This is a genomic window from Nocardioides sp. (assembly GCF_044226765.1).
Classification (GTDB): Bacteria; Actinomycetota; Actinomycetes; order Propionibacteriales; family Nocardioidaceae; genus Nocardioides.
In genome coordinates this window covers 297,698-312,849 of record NZ_JBGAGJ010000002.1, presented here as the reverse complement: position 1 = coordinate 312,849, position 15,152 = coordinate 297,698, and the positions used below count along the sequence as shown (strand labels likewise).

General features: G+C 74.5%; 17 protein-coding genes and 1 riboswitch. Of the genes, 2 read left to right on the top strand and 15 right to left on the bottom strand.

Annotated features, from left to right (window positions below):
• Positions 1-5 precede the first annotated feature (5 nt).
• Positions 6-914, top strand: coding sequence for an aldose 1-epimerase family protein (locus ACILRH_RS06320; protein WP_395691668.1), 909 nt, complete (start codon positions 6-8; stop codon positions 912-914).
• A gap of 147 nt (positions 915-1,061) precedes the next feature.
• Here ACILRH_RS06320 and ACILRH_RS06315 read toward each other — a convergent pair whose 3' ends face one another.
• The 11 genes from ACILRH_RS06315 to ligD form a co-directional block, all read right to left on the bottom strand.
• A complete protein-coding gene (locus ACILRH_RS06315; protein ID WP_395691666.1) occupies positions 1,062-1,517 on the bottom strand; it encodes a PH domain-containing protein in 456 nt (151 codons plus the stop codon).
• Positions 1,501-2,349: an ATP phosphoribosyltransferase gene (gene hisG, locus ACILRH_RS06310; RefSeq protein ID WP_395691664.1), complete on the bottom strand. Its 849-nt coding sequence runs from the start codon at positions 2,347-2,349 to the stop codon at positions 1,501-1,503. Before hisG ends, ACILRH_RS06315 begins: the two co-directional genes overlap by 17 nt.
• Before the next feature lie 11 nt (positions 2,350-2,360).
• Positions 2,361-2,624 (bottom strand): phosphoribosyl-ATP diphosphatase, encoded by a 264-nt coding sequence (locus ACILRH_RS06305; protein ID WP_395691662.1) that lies wholly within the window; start codon positions 2,622-2,624, stop codon positions 2,361-2,363.
• Between the two features lie 11 nt (positions 2,625-2,635).
• Positions 2,636-3,118: a 6,7-dimethyl-8-ribityllumazine synthase gene (gene ribH, locus ACILRH_RS06300; RefSeq protein WP_395691661.1), complete on the bottom strand. Its 483-nt coding sequence runs from the start codon at positions 3,116-3,118 to the stop codon at positions 2,636-2,638.
• A gap of 1 nt (position 3,119) precedes the next feature.
• Positions 3,120-4,382 (bottom strand): bifunctional 3,4-dihydroxy-2-butanone-4-phosphate synthase/GTP cyclohydrolase II, encoded by a 1,263-nt coding sequence (locus ACILRH_RS06295; protein WP_395691660.1) that lies wholly within the window; start codon positions 4,380-4,382, stop codon positions 3,120-3,122.
• Positions 4,379-5,086, bottom strand: coding sequence for a nicotinamide riboside transporter PnuC (gene pnuC / locus ACILRH_RS06290; protein ID WP_395691659.1), 708 nt, complete (start codon positions 5,084-5,086; stop codon positions 4,379-4,381). The genes ACILRH_RS06295 and pnuC overlap by 4 nt, the downstream gene beginning before the upstream one ends.
• Complete coding sequence (locus tag ACILRH_RS06285) at positions 5,083-5,700, bottom strand: riboflavin synthase (RefSeq protein ID WP_395691657.1); 618 nt, start codon at positions 5,698-5,700, stop codon at positions 5,083-5,085. Before ACILRH_RS06285 ends, pnuC begins: the two co-directional genes overlap by 4 nt.
• Before the next feature lies 1 nt (position 5,701).
• Positions 5,702-6,784, bottom strand: a complete 1,083-nt coding sequence (ribD, locus tag ACILRH_RS06280) for a bifunctional diaminohydroxyphosphoribosylaminopyrimidine deaminase/5-amino-6-(5-phosphoribosylamino)uracil reductase RibD (RefSeq protein ID WP_395691655.1) — start codon at positions 6,782-6,784, stop codon at positions 5,702-5,704.
• Between the two features lie 77 nt (positions 6,785-6,861).
• Positions 6,862-6,991: riboswitch (FMN riboswitch) on the bottom strand.
• A 392-nt stretch (positions 6,992-7,383) separates the two neighbouring features.
• The gene (gene rpe, locus ACILRH_RS06275) at positions 7,384-8,046 is read right to left on the bottom strand and encodes a ribulose-phosphate 3-epimerase (protein WP_395691653.1); all 663 of its coding nucleotides are present in this window, start codon (positions 8,044-8,046) and stop codon (positions 7,384-7,386) included.
• A gap of 50 nt (positions 8,047-8,096) precedes the next feature.
• A complete protein-coding gene (locus tag ACILRH_RS06270) occupies positions 8,097-8,312 on the bottom strand; it encodes a hypothetical protein (protein WP_395691652.1) in 216 nt (71 codons plus the stop codon).
• Positions 8,312-9,277, bottom strand: coding sequence for a non-homologous end-joining DNA ligase (gene ligD, locus ACILRH_RS06265; RefSeq protein ID WP_395691650.1), 966 nt, complete (start codon positions 9,275-9,277; stop codon positions 8,312-8,314). The genes ACILRH_RS06270 and ligD overlap by 1 nt, the downstream gene beginning before the upstream one ends.
• A 40-nt stretch (positions 9,278-9,317) precedes the next feature.
• On the opposite strand from ligD, the gene ACILRH_RS06260 reads away from it, so the two are divergent.
• The gene (locus tag ACILRH_RS06260; RefSeq protein WP_395691649.1) at positions 9,318-10,055 is read left to right on the top strand and encodes an AAA family ATPase; all 738 of its coding nucleotides are present in this window, start codon (positions 9,318-9,320) and stop codon (positions 10,053-10,055) included.
• Between the two features lie 12 nt (positions 10,056-10,067).
• Here the strand turns inward: ACILRH_RS06260 and ACILRH_RS06255 are convergent, their stop codons facing one another.
• The 4 genes from ACILRH_RS06255 to ACILRH_RS06240 all read right to left on the bottom strand — a co-directional run bounded on the left by ACILRH_RS06255 (position 10,068) and on the right by ACILRH_RS06240 (position 15,124).
• Positions 10,068-11,513 (bottom strand): RsmB/NOP family class I SAM-dependent RNA methyltransferase, encoded by a 1,446-nt coding sequence (locus ACILRH_RS06255; RefSeq protein WP_395691647.1) that lies wholly within the window; start codon positions 11,511-11,513, stop codon positions 10,068-10,070.
• A 77-nt stretch (positions 11,514-11,590) separates the two neighbouring features.
• Entirely contained in the window at positions 11,591-12,523 is a 933-nt protein-coding gene (fmt, locus tag ACILRH_RS06250) for a methionyl-tRNA formyltransferase (protein ID WP_395691645.1), read from the bottom strand.
• Between the two features lie 5 nt (positions 12,524-12,528).
• Positions 12,529-13,074: a peptide deformylase gene (gene def / locus ACILRH_RS06245; RefSeq protein ID WP_395691643.1), complete on the bottom strand. Its 546-nt coding sequence runs from the start codon at positions 13,072-13,074 to the stop codon at positions 12,529-12,531.
• Between the two features lie 22 nt (positions 13,075-13,096).
• On the bottom strand, positions 13,097-15,124 hold the full coding sequence (locus ACILRH_RS06240) for a primosomal protein N' (RefSeq protein ID WP_395691641.1): 2,028 nt from the start codon (positions 15,122-15,124) through the stop codon (positions 13,097-13,099).
• Positions 15,125-15,152 lie beyond the last annotated feature (28 nt).

Genomic DNA, 15,152 nt, shown 5'->3' with positions numbered 1-15,152 from the left:
GGCCCATGCTCGCGCCCAGTGGTGACCAGTTCGAGATCGTCGCCGGAGGCTACCGCGCGGTCGTCACCGAGTGCGGTGGCGGGCTGCGGGTGCTCGAGCACGACGGGCAGGCGCTGGTCGACGGCTTCGCGGCCGACCAGATGGCGACCTCGGGGTGCGGCCAGCTCCTCGTGCCCTGGCCCAACCGCATCCGCGACGGGGAGTACGCGTTCGGCGGCCGCGACCTCCGGCTGCCCCTCAGCGAGCCGGCACGGCACAACGCGTCCCACGGCCTGGTGCGCTGGACGGCCTGGTCGCTCGAGGAGCACACCACCCGCTCGGTCTCCCTGACCTACCGGCTGATGGCGCAGAGCGGCTATCCGTGGACGCTGGACCTGCGCGTGGTCTACGACCTGTCCGCCGACGGGCTGACGGTCACGCAGTCGGCCACGAACCTGGCCGGCGAGCCGGCGCCGTACGCGAGCGGCGCGCACCCCTACCTGACCGTCGGCCCCGGACCGGTGGACGGGTGGGAGCTCACCCTCCCCGCCGCGACCCGGTCGCTGGTCGACGACCGGCTGCTGCCGGTCGGGGTCGAGCCCGTCGACGCGACGCCGTACGACTTCCGCATCGCCCGACCGCTGCGCGACCTGGCTCTCGACGACGCCTTCACCGACCTGGCCCGCGGCGAGGACGGCACGGCGACCGTGGTGCTCACCGACCCCCGCAGCGGGCGGGGCGTGGCCCTGTGGATGGACGAGCGGCACCGCTGGGCCCAGGCCTTCACCGCCGACGACGTCCCCGGGCGCGAGCGCCGGTCCCTGGCCGTCGAGCCGCTCACCGCCCGCGCCGACGCGTTCCGCAGCGGCGAGGACCTCATCGTGCTCGCCCCGGGCGAGGACGTCTCCGTGTCCTGGGGGATCCGGGCGCTCTGAGACTGTCGGACCGGGTGGATGAATCCCCGGTCAGCCGGGGATTCATCCGGGGTTGTCAGGGGGTTCATGACGTTGTCAGTGGTTGCAACCCCTGACAACGTCAGGAAATCCCTGACCGCCTCACCCCGCCAGGCCGGCCCAGCGGGGTCAGGGGTGGGTGCGCTCCTCGAGGACCCCGCGCAGCTCCCTGGCGGCGCGGCGGGCCCGGGTGCCGTCGGAGCCCTGGATGCCCATGGCGGCCGCGGTGGTGCCGTCGGCGAGGTCGAGGGTGACCCACGGGGCGCCGGCGGGGAACCGCACCGCGACCACCTGCGCCCACTCGTAGTCGTGGCGGCGGTAGCCGTTGACGACGACGAGCCGGTCCTCGGTGGCGAGCACGCGGGAGCGCACCAGGGCGTGGAAGAGCAGGAAGATCCCGATGCCGATCGCGATGAGCGTCAGCTTCTGGAAGATCGTGAACTTGTCGCGGGTCTCCTGGTCGAAGGTGAACCACGTGACCGCGCAGATCATCAGCAGCCCCCCGCCGAGGACGGCGCCGGCCAGCCGGACGCCGTACGGGCGCCAGCTGCGCGGCAGGGTCAGGGGCTCAGAGGCGGCAGGCATGGATGTCGGTGAGGAGGATGCCACGGGCGCCGATCTCGAAGAGCTCGTCCATCAGCCGCTGGGCGCCGTCGCGCGGGACCATGGCGCGCACGGCCGACCAGCCCTCGCGGTGCAGCGGCGCGACGGTCGGGCTCTCGATGCCCGGCGTCAGGCGGACCGCCTCGGTCACCCGGTCGCTGGGGATGTCGTAGTCCATCATCACGTAGCTGCGGGCGACCAGGACGCCCTCGATGCGTCGCTTGAACACCTCGAAGCCGTCGGGCACCGCGCCACTGCGGGTGACGAGCACAGCCTCGGACTCCAGAATCGTCTCCCCGAACGTCTCCAGGCCGGCCTGCCGCAGCGTGCTGCCCGTCTCCACGACGTCCGCGATGACGTCGGCGACCCCGAGCTGGATGCTAGTCTCGACGGCGCCGTCCAGCCGGGTCACGGTCGCCTCGATGCCGTGCTCCTCGAGGAACGACCGCACCACGCCGACGTACGACGTCGCGATCCGCTGCCCCGCGAGCTGGCTCAGGTCGGTGAACACGCCGGCCGGACCGGCGAAGCGGAACCGGCTGCGGCCGAAGCCGAGGCCGATCACCTCCTCCGCCTTGGCGCCGGAGTCACGGAGCAGGTCGCGGCCGGTGATGCCGACGTCGAGGGTGCCCTCCCCCACGTAGAGCGCGATGTCGCGCGGGCGCAGGTAGAAGAACTCGACGTCGTTCTCGGCGTCGGTCAGGGTGAGCTGCTTGGCGTCCTCGCGCTGGCGGTAGCCGGACTCGCGCAGGATCTCGGACGCGGCGACGGAGAGCGACCCCTTGTTGGGGACCGCGATGCGGAGCAGGGCCATCGGGGCTTCCTCTAGAGGTGGGCGTAGACGTCGTCGAGCTCGATGCCGGTGGCGAGCATCAGCACCTGGGCGTGGTAGAGCAGCTGGCTGATCTCCTCGGCGGCACGGTCGCGTCCCTCGTGCTCGGCGGCCATCCAGGACTCCGCGGCCTCCTCGACCAGCTTCTTCCCGCAGGCATGGACACCGGCGTCGAGCTGACGCACCGTGCCGGACCCCTCGGGGCGGGACCGCGCCTTGTCGCTCAGCTCGGCCCAGAGCTCGTCGAACGTCTTCACAGCCGACCACCCTACGGCGTGCCGGCCGCCAGCTCCGCGAGGGTCCGGGCGGTGAGCAGGGCGGCCGCCGTGGCCTCGTAGCCCTTGTCCTCGCGGGACCCCTCGAGACCGGCGCGGTCCAGTGCCTGCTCGTCCGTGTCGCAGGTGAGCACGCCGAACCCGACGGCGACGGAGTGGTCGAGCGCGACGCGGGTGAGGCCGTCGGTCGCGGCGCTGCAGACGTACTCGAAGTGGGGCGTGCCACCTCGCACGACCACGCCGAGGGCCACGACCGCGTCGTACCCCTGCGCGGCGAGCGCGCCGGCGACGACGGGCAGCTCGAACGTGCCGGGCACCCGGACCACGCGCGCGCGGGCGTCGAAGTCCCGCAGCGCCCGCAGGGAGCCCGCGATCAGGCCGTCCATGACCTCGGTGTGCCAGCTCGCCGCGACGACCGCGACCCGCAGGCCGCTCGCGTCGAAGGTCTCCGCGTCGGGGGCGCCGTGTCCGGCCATCTCAGGCTCCGTCCTGGGTGAGGTCGTCGGTCAGGTCGTCGGTCAGGTGGGGCAGGTCGTGACCCATCCGGTCCCGCTTGGTGAGCAGGTAGGCGATGTTGTGGTCGTTGGGGTGCGGTGTCAGCGGGACCCGCGCGGCGACGTGGACGCCGAAGTCCTCGAGGTTCTCGACCTTGTCGGGGTTGTTGGTCATCAGCCGCACGCTGGTGACTCCGAGGTCGCGGAGCACCTGCGTCGCGGTGCCGTAGTGGCGGGCATCGGCCGGGAGACCGAGGTCGAGGTTGGCGTCGACGGTGTCGCGGCCGCCGTCCTGGAGCTGGTAGGCCTGCAGCTTGGCGACCAGGCCGATACCGCGGCCCTCGTGCCCACGCAGGTAGACGACCACGCCGCGACCCTCCTCGACGACCCGGGCCAGGGCCTCCTCGAGCTGCGGGCCGCAGTCGCACCGGTGGCTGCCGAAGACGTCACCGGTCAGACACTCCGAGTGCACCCGGGTGAGGACCGGCGCCGGCCCGGAGATGTCGCCGTGCACGAGGGCGATGTGCTCGGAGTCGTCGACGGTGATCCGGTAGCCGTAGGCCGTGAAGTCCCCGTGCCGCGTGGGCAGGCGCGTCTCGGCGACGCGCTCGACCAGGTTCTCGTGACGGCGCCGGTAGCGGACCAGGTCGTCGATCGAGATCATCGCGAGGCCGTGCTCGTCGGCGAAGGCACGCAGCTCCGGTGCGCGCTTCATGGTCCCGTCGTCGTTCACGACCTCCACCAGGACGCCGGCAGGGGTCAGGCCCGCGAGCGTCGCGAGGTCGACGGCCGCCTCGGTGTGCCCGCGTCGCACGAGCACGCCGCCCTCGCGGTAGCGGAGGGGGAAGACGTGTCCGGGCCGGGTGATCTCCCACGGCTCCGTCGCCGAGTCGGCCAGCACCCGCACGGTGTGCGCCCGGTCGGCGGCGGAGATCCCGGTCGTGACGCCGTCGCGGGCGTCGACCGAGATCGTGTACGCCGTGCGCAGCTTGTCCTTGTTGTGCGGCGTCATCAGCGGGATCTCGAGCCGGTCGAGCATGTCGGCGGGCATGGGGACGCAGATGACGCCGCTGCTGTAGCGGATCGTGAAGGCCATCAGCTCCGGGGTCGCCTTGCTGGCGGCGAAGATGATGTCGCCCTCGTTCTCGCGCTCCTCGTCGTCGACGACGACGACCGCCTTGCCGGCGGCGATGTCGGCGATCGCCCGCTCGACGCTGTCGAGGCGGATCTTGTCGTGCTGGCTCATGCAGCCACCTCCTGGGACTCGAGGGGATCCCCCGTGGGCGAGGTCGCCCGGGTCGCCCGCCACCAGGTGACGAACCCGGCGACGCACAGGGCGCCGTAGAAGACGTAGAGGACCGCCGAGGGGTAGTAGCCGGAGTGCCACAGCAGCGGCACCCCGACCGCGTCGACGGCGAGCCACATCAGCCAGAAGTCGTTCCAGCCACGGGCCATCGCGTAGGTCGCCAGGATCGAGCCGACGAAGATCCAGGCGTCGCACCAGTAGTACCAGCGCGGCGCCGGCCAGCCGGCGCCGACCAGCGCGAACGCCCACTGGCAGACGACCACGCCGACCAGGCCCGCCACCAGGTAGCGCAGCCGCTCCCGAGCGGTCGCCCAGCGGGGGTCGATGGCGGGGGCGTCCCCGCCGCCGTGCAGGCGCTGCTGCGCCCGCCACCGGTGCCAGCCGTAGACGCTGGTGATGATGAAGAAGACCTGCCGGCCGGCCTGGCCGAAGAGCGGCTGCTGGGCCTGCGCGTCGAAGGTCGCGGCCACGAACACGGTGAACAGGAGCACGTTGCCGACGATCCCGACCGACCAGGCCCACACGCGCCGCCGCAGGCCGCCGACCGCCGACGCGAAGCCGAAGGCGTTGCCGACGATCTCGCGCCAGGTGATCGGGTGGCCGGCGACGGTCAGGTGGGCGTCGTACAGGGCGGTCAGGCTCATGCCGAGGCCTCCCGGAAGGCGAGCAGCCGCTCGACGTGCTTGGCGATGACGTCGACCTCGAGGTTCACCCGGTCGCCGGGCTGCCGGGTGCCGAGGGTGGTCCGCGCGAGCGTCTCGGGGATCAGGCTGACCGTGAAGCGGTCGTCGCCGGCCGTCACGACGGTCAGGCTCACACCGTCGACCGTGATCGAGCCCTTGTCCACCAGGTAGCGCGCCAGGCTCCCCCGCTCGGCGGGGTGCGGCAGGGCGACCTCCACGACCTCCCAGTGCTCGCTGGGCGTGCGGCTCACGACCGTGCCGACGCCGTCGACGTGACCTTGCACGATGTGCCCGCCGAGCCGCGTGGCGGCGGTCACGGCGCGCTCGAGGTTGACGGGGTCGCCCGGACGGACGCCGTGCAGGCTGGTCTTGTCGAGCGTCTCCTGCATGACGTCGGCGGTCCAGGTGCCGTCGCCGAGCGTCGCGACCGTGAGGCAGCAGCCGTTGACCGCGATGGAGTCGCCCAGGGCGACGTCCTCGAGCACGGTGGCCGCGCGGACGGTGAGGCGGATCGCGTCGCCCTGGTCCTCGACGGCGGCGACGGTGCCGAGCTCCTCGACGATGCCGGTGAACATGTCAGTCCTCCCTGGGGGTGACCGGGCCCGCGGACGGGCGCGTAGGGGCGAGGGTGAGGCGCACGTTGGGCTCGTCGCCCTCGGCGGCGTCGAGCACCGTGATGTCGGTGACCCGGGGGCGGAACGCGTCGCCGATCGTGGTGATTCCGAGGTCGCCGACCGACGACCGGCCGGCGCCCAGGAACATCGGCGCGACGTACGCGACGACCTCGTCGACCAGGCCCGCGCGCAGGAAGGCCGCGGCCAGGGTCGGGCCGCCCTCGAGGAACACGTGCTGGCGGTCGCGCGCGAACAGGTCGGCCAGCGCCGCGTGCGGGTCGCGGGTGCGCAGGTGGAGGGACTCGGCGTCGACCCCTGGCACCGGAGCGAAGATGCGGTGTCCGGGGTCGAGGTCGCGCTCCCCCATCACGACGCGCAGCGGCTGGTGCGGGAGCGGCCGGTCGTCGGCGTCGCGGACGGTGAGCAGCGGGTCGTCGACCTCGACGGTGGTGGTGCCGACCAGCATCACGTCGCACTGTGCCCGCAACCGGTGGGTGTCGCGGCGGGCGGCCACCGAGCTCACCCAGCGGCTGGTGCCGTCGGCGGCGGCGCTGCGGCCGTCGAGGGTGGTCGCGAGCTTCCAGGTGACGAACGGGCGCCGGTGCTCGACCGCGAAGGTCCAGACCTCGTTCAGCGTCCGTGCCTCGTCGGCCAGCAGCCCGGCCTCGACCTCGACGCCCGCCGCCCGCAGCGTCGCGGCACCGCCGGCGGCCACCGGGTTCGGGTCGGCCTGGGCGAAGACCACCCGACGTACGCCGGCGTCGACCAGCGCCCGGGCGCACGGCCCGGTGCGCCCGTGGTGGTTGCAGGGCTCGAGCGTGACCACCGCGGTCGTCCCCCGGGCCCGGTGGCCGGCGCGGGCCAGGGCGTCGGCCTCGGCGTGCGGGGTGCCCGCCCCGCGGTGGAAGCCCTCCGCGACGGTGCCGCCGGCGTCGTCGAGGAGCACGCAGCCGACGCGCGGGTTGGGGCCGGTCGGGACGCCGGGCGTGGCCGCCAGCGCGAGCGCGCGACGCATCGCGTCCTGCTCGGCGGGGCTGGTGCCCATCTCACGTCCTCCGGGTCCGGTCGCGGACTCCGGGGCGGACGGACGGTCGACCGCGGGCGCGTGCCCGCGTGACCACCCAGCGTGCGCTTCCCATCCGGACTTTGACCGTCGGTCCAGGAGTTCCACCTGGTCAACCGGTCACTGGCTGTGACCGGGTCGCGGACTATCACCGCCGGTTCGGGATTTCACCGACCCCAGAGCACGCGAGTGTGTTCACTCGTCGGGTCGAGTGTGCCACAGCCCGCAGCGCCGGTCGGCGTGGGACGGGTCACACCGAGGGTCGGCTGCCCGGTCCGCGGCCGCCGGCCCGCCCCCCGGACGTCATACGAGCCGGCCGCCCCGGCAGCCACACCGCATGACATCCCCGGCCCGCCCCCCGGACGTCATACGAGCCGGTCGCCCCGACAGCCACACCGCATGACGTCCCCGGCCCGCCCGCCGGACGTCATACGAGCCGGTCGCCCCCACCACCACACCGCATGACATCCCCGGCCCGCCCCCCCCGGGACGTCATACGAGCCGGTCGCCCCGAGAGCCACACCGCATGACGTCACGGGCAACCAGGTGGGAGGCCGCGTCCGGGCCGGCGCCTGCGAGCGTCAGTCGGCGGCGGCCTCGGCGCGGGCGCGCAGGGCGGCAACCATCGCGTCGGGGTCGTCGGCGGAGTAGACGGCCGAGCCGGCGACGAAGACGTCCGCGCCCGCCTCGGCGCAGCGCTCGATCGTCTCCAGCGAGACGCCGCCGTCGACCTGCAGCCAGGTCTCGACGCCGTGCTTGTCCATCAGCTCCCGCGCGCGGCGGATCTTCGGCAGGCACAGGTCCAGGAACGTCTGCCCGCCGAAGCCGGGCTCGACCGTCATCACCAAGAGCATGTCGAGCTCGGGCAGGAGGTCCTCGTAGGGGTCGACGGGCGTGGCCGGCTTCAGCGCCATCGCCGCCCGCGCACCGTGGCTGCGGATCTCGCGGGCCAGGCGGACCGGTGCCTTCGCCGCCTCGACATGGAAGGTCACCGAACCGCAGCCGGCCTCGACGTACGCGAGCGCGTTGCGGTCGGCGTCCTCGATCATGAGGTGGGCGTCGAGCGGGACGTCGGTGCTGCGTGCGAGCGCCTCGACCATCGCGGGGCCGAAGGTGAGGTTCGGGACGAAGTGGTTGTCCATGACGTCGACGTGCACCCAGTCGGCGCTCCCGATCCGCGCGACCTCCTCCCCCAGCCGGGCGAAGTCGGCGTTGAGGATGCTCGGGGTGATCTGGATGCCCACGGCCGGTCAGTCTAGGCGGTCCAGCAGCACGCCCTCGGCGAGCTGCCCCCTCACTCCTCGGGCGGCACCTCAAGGACGCAGCCGACCACGAACTGGTGGATGTAGCCGCACCGGCCGCAGGTGACCGCGTCGACCTCCTTGTTGAACCCGGTGTTCGCGAACCCGGCGGTCGTCAGCGTGATCGAGCGCCGGGTGAACAGGTCGCCGCGGCACACGACGCACGCGAGCGGCTCGTCGGCCACCAGCATCCTGGACGGGGTGCGCATCAGTCCTCCTCGGGATCGGCCGGGGTCGCGACCCCGGCGGCCTCGTCGCGCTCGGCCCACTCCAGCAGCGGTGCGATGTCGAAGACGTGGTCGTCGATGTCGGCGTGCAGGTCGCCGATCTCGGCGAACCGGTCCGGCACCGTGAAGATCGTGAGGTCGCGCGGGTCGACGTCGTCGACCTCGTCCCAGCGGATCGGGGTCGACACGCGGGCGTCGGGCAGGCCACGGACCGAGTACGCCGCCGCGATGGTGTGGTCGCGGGTGTTCTGGTTGTAGTCGACGAAGAGCTGGTGGGGGTCGCGGTCCTTCTTCCACCACGTGGTCGTGACGTCCTCGGGCGCGCGGCGCTCGACCTCGCGGGCGAAGGCCAGCGCGGCCCGACGGACGTCCTGGAAGCCGTGGTCGGGCGCGATCCGCACGTAGACGTGCATGCCCTTGCTGCCGCTCGTCTTGGGGTAGCCCACCGCGCCGAGCTCGTCGAGCACCTCGTGCGCGACGTGCGCGACGCGGCGGACGGTGTCGAAGTCGCAGAGCGGCCCGGGGTCGAGGTCGATGCGCCACTCGTCGGGCTGCTCGGTGTCGGGGCGCCGGCTGTTCCACGGGTGGAACTCCACCGTCGACATCTGCACCGCCCAGATGACCGAGCCGAGCTCGGTGACGCAGAGCTCGTCGGCGGTGCGGCCCCAGCGCGGGAAGTACAGCCGGACGGTCTCCACCCACGGTGGCGCGCCGGCGGGCAGCCGCTTCTGGTGGACCTTGTCGCCCGCGAGCCCCTTCGGGAACCGGTGCAGCATGCACGGCCGCTCGTAGAGAGCGTTGACGATGCCCGGCCCGACGGCGAGGTAGTACTCGACCAGGTCCAGCTTGGTCGCGCCGGACGCCGGGAAGTAGACGCGGTCGGGGTTGGACACCCGCACCACGCGGTCGTCGACCTCGATCTCCACCGAGGGCGCCTTCGAGGCCATGGTCGCCAATCTAGGGGGTGGTGCGCCGTACGGTGCGGACGTGGACTTCGACCAGCCGCCCGTCGTGCGCGTGGAGGTGGACCCCGAGCGCCCCCTGGACCCCGGCGCCTGGCCGATGACGATCCCGGCCGTCGCCCAGCTCGCCCGCGAGGGACTCGACCTCTCGCCGTTCGTCACCTTCCTGGTCGGTGAGAACGGCTCGGGCAAGTCGACCCTCGTCGAGGCGATCGCCATGGCCTACGGCCTCGGGGCGGAGGGCGGCTCCACCGGCAGCCGGCACGCGACCCGGGCGTCGGAGTCGCCGCTGGGTCGCACCCTGCGGCTGCAGCGGGGCCTGGGCGCCGGGCGGTGGGGGTTCTTCCTGCGGGCCGAGACGATGCACGGCTTCTACAGCTACCTCGAGGACAACCCCGGGCCCCAGGACGCCGGCCGCCGCGACCCGCAGTTCCACGAGATGAGCCACGGCGAGTCGTTCCTCGAGGTGCTCCGGACGCGCTTCGACTCCTCGGGCTTCTACTGCCTCGACGAGCCGGAGGCGGCCCTGTCCTTCTCCTCCACCCTCGGTCTGATCTCGACGCTCGGTGCCGTGGTCGAGGACGGCGGCCAGGTGCTCTGCGCCACCCACTCGCCCGTGCTCGCCGCGATGCCCGGGGCGACGATCCTCGAGGTCGGTGAGTGGGGCCTGCGCGAGACCAGGTGGGACGAGCTCGAGCTCGTCCGGCACTGGAAGGCCTACCTCGACGCCCCGGGCCGCTACCTGCGGCACGTGCTCGACTAGCCCCGACCTGGGTCAGCCGAGCTGGGAGCCGGCCGGCCCGACCTTGCGCAGCAGCGCGATGAACATCGCGTCCGTGCCGTGCCGGTGCGGCCACAGCTGCAGCGTGCCGGGCACCGGTCCGGCACAGTCCGGCACGCCCAGCAGGCCGGTGGCGTCCTCCAGCCGGGCGTCGCTGCGCGCCTCCAGGACCGACCGGACCACGCCGGCGGTCTCGGAGAGGACCGGCGAGCAGGTCGCGTAGAGCACGACACCGCCCGGACGCACCAGGTCCAGGGCGGAGGACACCAGCCGGCGCTGCAGCAGCACCAGCGTCAGCAGGTCGTCGGCGCGCCGGCGCCAGCGGGCCTCGGGACGCCGCCGCAGCGCCCCGAGCCCGGTGCACGGGGCGTCGACGAGCACCCGGTCGAAGACGCCGTGGCGGTACGGCGGCGCCGTACCGTCCGCGGTGACGACCGCGGCGACCCCGTCGGCGCCGCGCACCGCCCGCTGGACCAGGACCGCGCGGTGCTCCTGGCGCTCGCTGGCGACGATCCGCGCACCGCGCTCGGCGGCGAGTGCCGCGAGCAGCGCGGCCTTGCCGCCGGGGCCGGCACACAGGTCGAGCCAGTGCTCGTCGCGGCCCTCGAGCGGGGCGGCCGCCGCCGCGATCGCGACCAGCTGGGAACCCTCGTCCTGCACCCCGGCACGGCCCTCGACGACCGCCGGGACGTCCCCCGGATCCCCGCCGGCCAGCACCACGCCGTACGGCGAGAACGGCGTCGGCTCGCCCGGAAGCTCGTCACGCGCGGCCCGTCCCGGACGCGCGACCAGCGTGACCCGGGGCGGCACGTTGTCGGCGGCCAGCAGCGCCTCCAGCTCGCCGGGCCGCACGGCCGCTGCCAGCTCCTCGACCACCCAGCGCGGGTGGCTGTAGACGATCGAGTGGTGCCGGGTCTCGGCGCGCCGCGGGTCGGGCGCGACCTCGGCGAGCCAGGCCGCGAGGTCCTGCCGGGCGACGCGGCGCAGCACCGCGTTGGCGAAGCCCCCGGCCCCCGAGGTGGCCTTCGCCCGGACCAGGTCGACGGTCGTGCTGATCGCGGCGTGTGGCGGCACCCGCATCGACAGCAGCTGGTGGCAGCCCAGCCGCAGGGCGTCGAGCACCTTGGCCTCGACCTTGCTCAGCGGCCGGTCGACGCAGGTGGCGAGGATCGCGTCGTAGGCGCCCTGGAGGCGGATCGTCGACGACGCGAGCTCGGTGACGAACGCGGCGTCGCGGCCGTGCAGGTCGAACTGCCGCAGCACCGACGGCAGCACCAGGTTGGTGTAGGCGCCGTCCACGCGGACCGCCTTGAGCACCTCGTAGGCGGCCAGGCGCAGCGGGTCCACGCCGCGGCGCAGGGGCGCCGCACCAGCGGCACCGTGGCCGGTCCCCGCGGCGCCGGGTCGGCTCCCCGAGCGCCGGCTCGGGCGGTCAGCCATCCGAGGCAGGCTTCCACGACTCCCGAGAGATGGACGGCCCGCTCATGGGGTGACCGTATCGACAGCCCCCACGGCTTTCACACCGAACCCGCTTCCATCCGCGTGCCGGACGCCACCCGGACGCCTCGCGCCCAGTCGGCGGCAGGCATCTGGCGCTTGCCGACGGGCCGCACGTCGCCGAGCCGGACCGCCGACGTGCCGGTGCCGACGAGCACCTCGCGCTTGGTCACCGCGAGCTCGCCGGGCCCGAGGTCGGCGTCGGTGAGCGTCACCGGCCCGAGCCCGAGCCGCTGGCCGTCGTACGTCGTCCAGGCGCCGGGTGCGGGGGTGCAGGCGCGCACCTGCCGGTCGATCGCGACCGCCGGGTCACTCCAGTCGACCCGCGCGTGCGCGGTCTCGATCTTGGGGGCGTAGGAGACCCCGTCGACCTGCTGCGGCCGAGCCTCCACGGAGCCGTCCTCGAGCCCGTCCAGCGTCGCCAGCAGGAGCCCGGCCCCGCCCTCGGCGAGCCGGGCCAGCAGGTCGCCGGCGGTGTCGTCGGGGCGGATCCGCTCGGTCATCACGCCGAAGGTCGGTCCGGCGTCGAGCTCCTTGACGATCCGGAACGTCGTGGCGCCGGTGACCTCGTCGCCGGCCCAGATCGCGTGCTGGACGGGGGCGGCCCCGCGCCAGGCCGGCAGGGCGGAGAAGTGCAGGTTGACCCACCCCAGCGGGGGGATGTCGAGGGCCGACTGCGGGAGCAGGGCGCCGTAGGCGACGACCGGGCAGCACGCCGGCGCGAGGTCGCGGAGCGCGGCCTGGAAGTCGGGGTCGCGGGGATGCTCGGGGGTGAGGACCGGGACGCCGAGCTCCGCGGCTCGCTCGGCGACCGGGCTGGGGGTGAGCCGGCGGCCCCGGCCGGTGGGCGCGTCGGGGCGGGTCACCACACCGACGAGCTCGTGGCGCGACGCGACGATGGCGTCCAGCGACGGGAGGGCGACCTCGGGGGTGCCCGCGAAGACCACGCGCACGGGCGTCAGAACCCCAGGCCGCGGGTCGCGTGCGGGGACACCTTGACCGTCGGCTGCTCCAGCCCGAACCACTCGGACTCGCGGATCGCCCGCATCGCCGCCTTGCGGGCCTCGGTGTCGAGGCGGTCGATGAACAAGACCCCGTCGAGGTGGTCGGTCTCGTGCTGGATGGCCCGGGCGAGCAGCTCGGAGCCGGAGATGACGACCGGCTCGCCGTGCTGGTCGAAGCCGTGTGCCACGACCGAGAGCGCCCGGCGGCAGTCGAAGGTGAGGTCCGGGATCGACAGGCAGCCCTCCGGGCCGTCCTGGACCTCCGGGGAGAGCTCGAGGCGCGGGTTCACCAGGTGGCCCACCTCGCCCTCGACGTTCCAGGTGAACACTCGCAGCCCGACCCCGATCTGGGGTGCGGCCAGGCCGGCGCCCGGGGCGTCCAGCATGGTGTCGGTCAGGTCCTCGACCAGGCGCCGCAGCTCCTTGTCGAAGTCGACGACCTCGAGCGCCGGCTTGCGCAGGATCGGGTCACCGAAGAGGCGGATCGGGGAAACGGCCACGCGGACATCCTAGGAGGGCGCCTCACAGCGTCTGCGGGTCGACCTGCACCCGCACGGCGTCCAGCTTGCGAGCCGACCGCACGCGCTGGAGCTCCCCGAGCGCCGCGGACAGCGCAGCGCCCCGGGCGCGCGGGACCCGGACGACCGCGCGGCACTCACCGTCGGCGAGGTCGACCGGACCGAGCACCTCGGCGCCGTCCGGCGGGACCAGCAGGGTGAGCGCGTCGTCGACCGCACCCGGCTCCCCGGTGATCGTCGCGAGCCGGCTGGCCGGAGGCAGGTGGGCCTCACCGCGCTCGGCCGCCTCGCGGGCGGCGAACCCGGCCGGGTCCCACCGCACCAGGGCCTGCAGGGCCGGCTCCCCCGGGTCACCGACGGCGACCACCCGGCCGCCCGGCCGGACGAGCGCGGCGGCGTTCGCCCACCGGCGCAACGCCTCCTCCTGCGCACGCAGGTCCACCCGGGAGAGCAGCAGCCAGGTGTCGAGCAGCACCACGGCGGCGTACCCCTCTGCTGCCACCGGCTCGGCGCCCGGGGTCGCGACCACGATCTCCGAGGCACTCGAGAGGGTCGCCAGCACGCGGTCGCCCGAGCTGGTGCGCACCGTCGTGCCGGGGAAGGCGCGACCGAGCTCCTCGGCGGTGCGGGCGTCGCCCAGGACCGGGGCCCGCAGGCCGCGGTGCCCGCACTCGGGGCACGCCCAGGACGGCGCGGCCGTCCCGCACCACCGGCACGAGGGTGGGTCGGTGGGGCTGCCGAGGGCGAGTGGCCCCCGGCAGGCGAGGCAGCGCGCCGGCGTGCGGCAGCGGGCACACGCCAGCGCGGTGACGTAGCCCAGGCGCGGGGTCTGCACGAGCACCGGGCCCGACGGCAGGGCCTGCTTGACCGCGGCGTGCACCTCGTGCGGAACCCGGCCCCCGCGGGAGCGGGCGTCGGGCTCGCCCACGACCGCCACCGTGACCCGACGGCGCGCCTCCCGGGTCGCGCCGAGCTCCTGGGCCCACCCGGTGCGCAGGAGGTAGTCGCCCTCCACGGTGCGCACGAAGCCGCCGACCAGCGCGCCCGCGCCCTCGCGCTCCGCGCGCAGCAGCAGCGTCTCCCGGGTGTGGGGGTAGGGCGCACGCGGCTCGGCGTGCAGGTCGTCGCCGTCGTCCCAGCAGACGACGAGCCCGAGGTCCGCGACCGGCGCGAAGGCCGCGGCCCGGGTGCCGACCACCACCCGGCGCGCGCCGCGGCTGACGGCCAGGAAGTCCCGGTAGCGGCGCGCCGGACCGGCGTCCGCGGTGAGGGCGACGTGCTGGTCGGGGCCGAGCACCGCGGTCAGGGCCGCGCCGACCCGGGCCACGTCCTTGCCGTCCGGCACGCACACGAGCACGCCACGGCCCGAGGCGCGGGTCGCGGCCGCGGCGTGGGCCACCAGCAGCGGCCAGTCCGTCGCCGGGGCCGCGGCCCACACCGCCCGGGGGCTGCCGCCGTCGGCGAGGTGGCGCAGGTAGGCGGCCGCCGGCTCGTGGTCGGTCCAGGCGGCCACGGCGGCGGCCTCGTCGTACGCCGGCAGGTCGGGCGCCGGCGGGGACGGCTGCTTCTCGGTCGCCGCGTGCCGGGCCGGGACGGCCAGGCGGAGCACGTCGGACCGGGTGCCGGCGTAGCGCGCGGCCAGCTCGCCGGCGAGGGCGGCGACCTGGGGGGCGAGGACGGGTTCGGCACTCACCACGCGGCGCAACGGCGTGAGCCGGCCGGAGTGGTCGCTGGCGGCTGCCCGGGCGACGACGAACCCGTCGACGTCCTGCCCGGCGAACCGGACCTTGACGCGGGCCCCCGGCCGGGCCGTGTCGGCCATGGTGGCCGGCACGGCATAGTCGAACGGGCTGTCGAGGTGGGCCAGCGGCACGTCGACGAGCACCCGGGCGACCGGGTCGACCGCGGCCGGCTCGGCGGCGGCCGCACGCTGGGCGCGGGCAGCCGCCGTGCGGGCCCGGGACCGGCGCACCTCGGCCCGGACCAGCCCCGGCAGCAGCTCGGGCTGCGGCTCGGGACGGGGCGGGCTCATGGGCGCAGTTCTACCAGCGCCCTCCCCC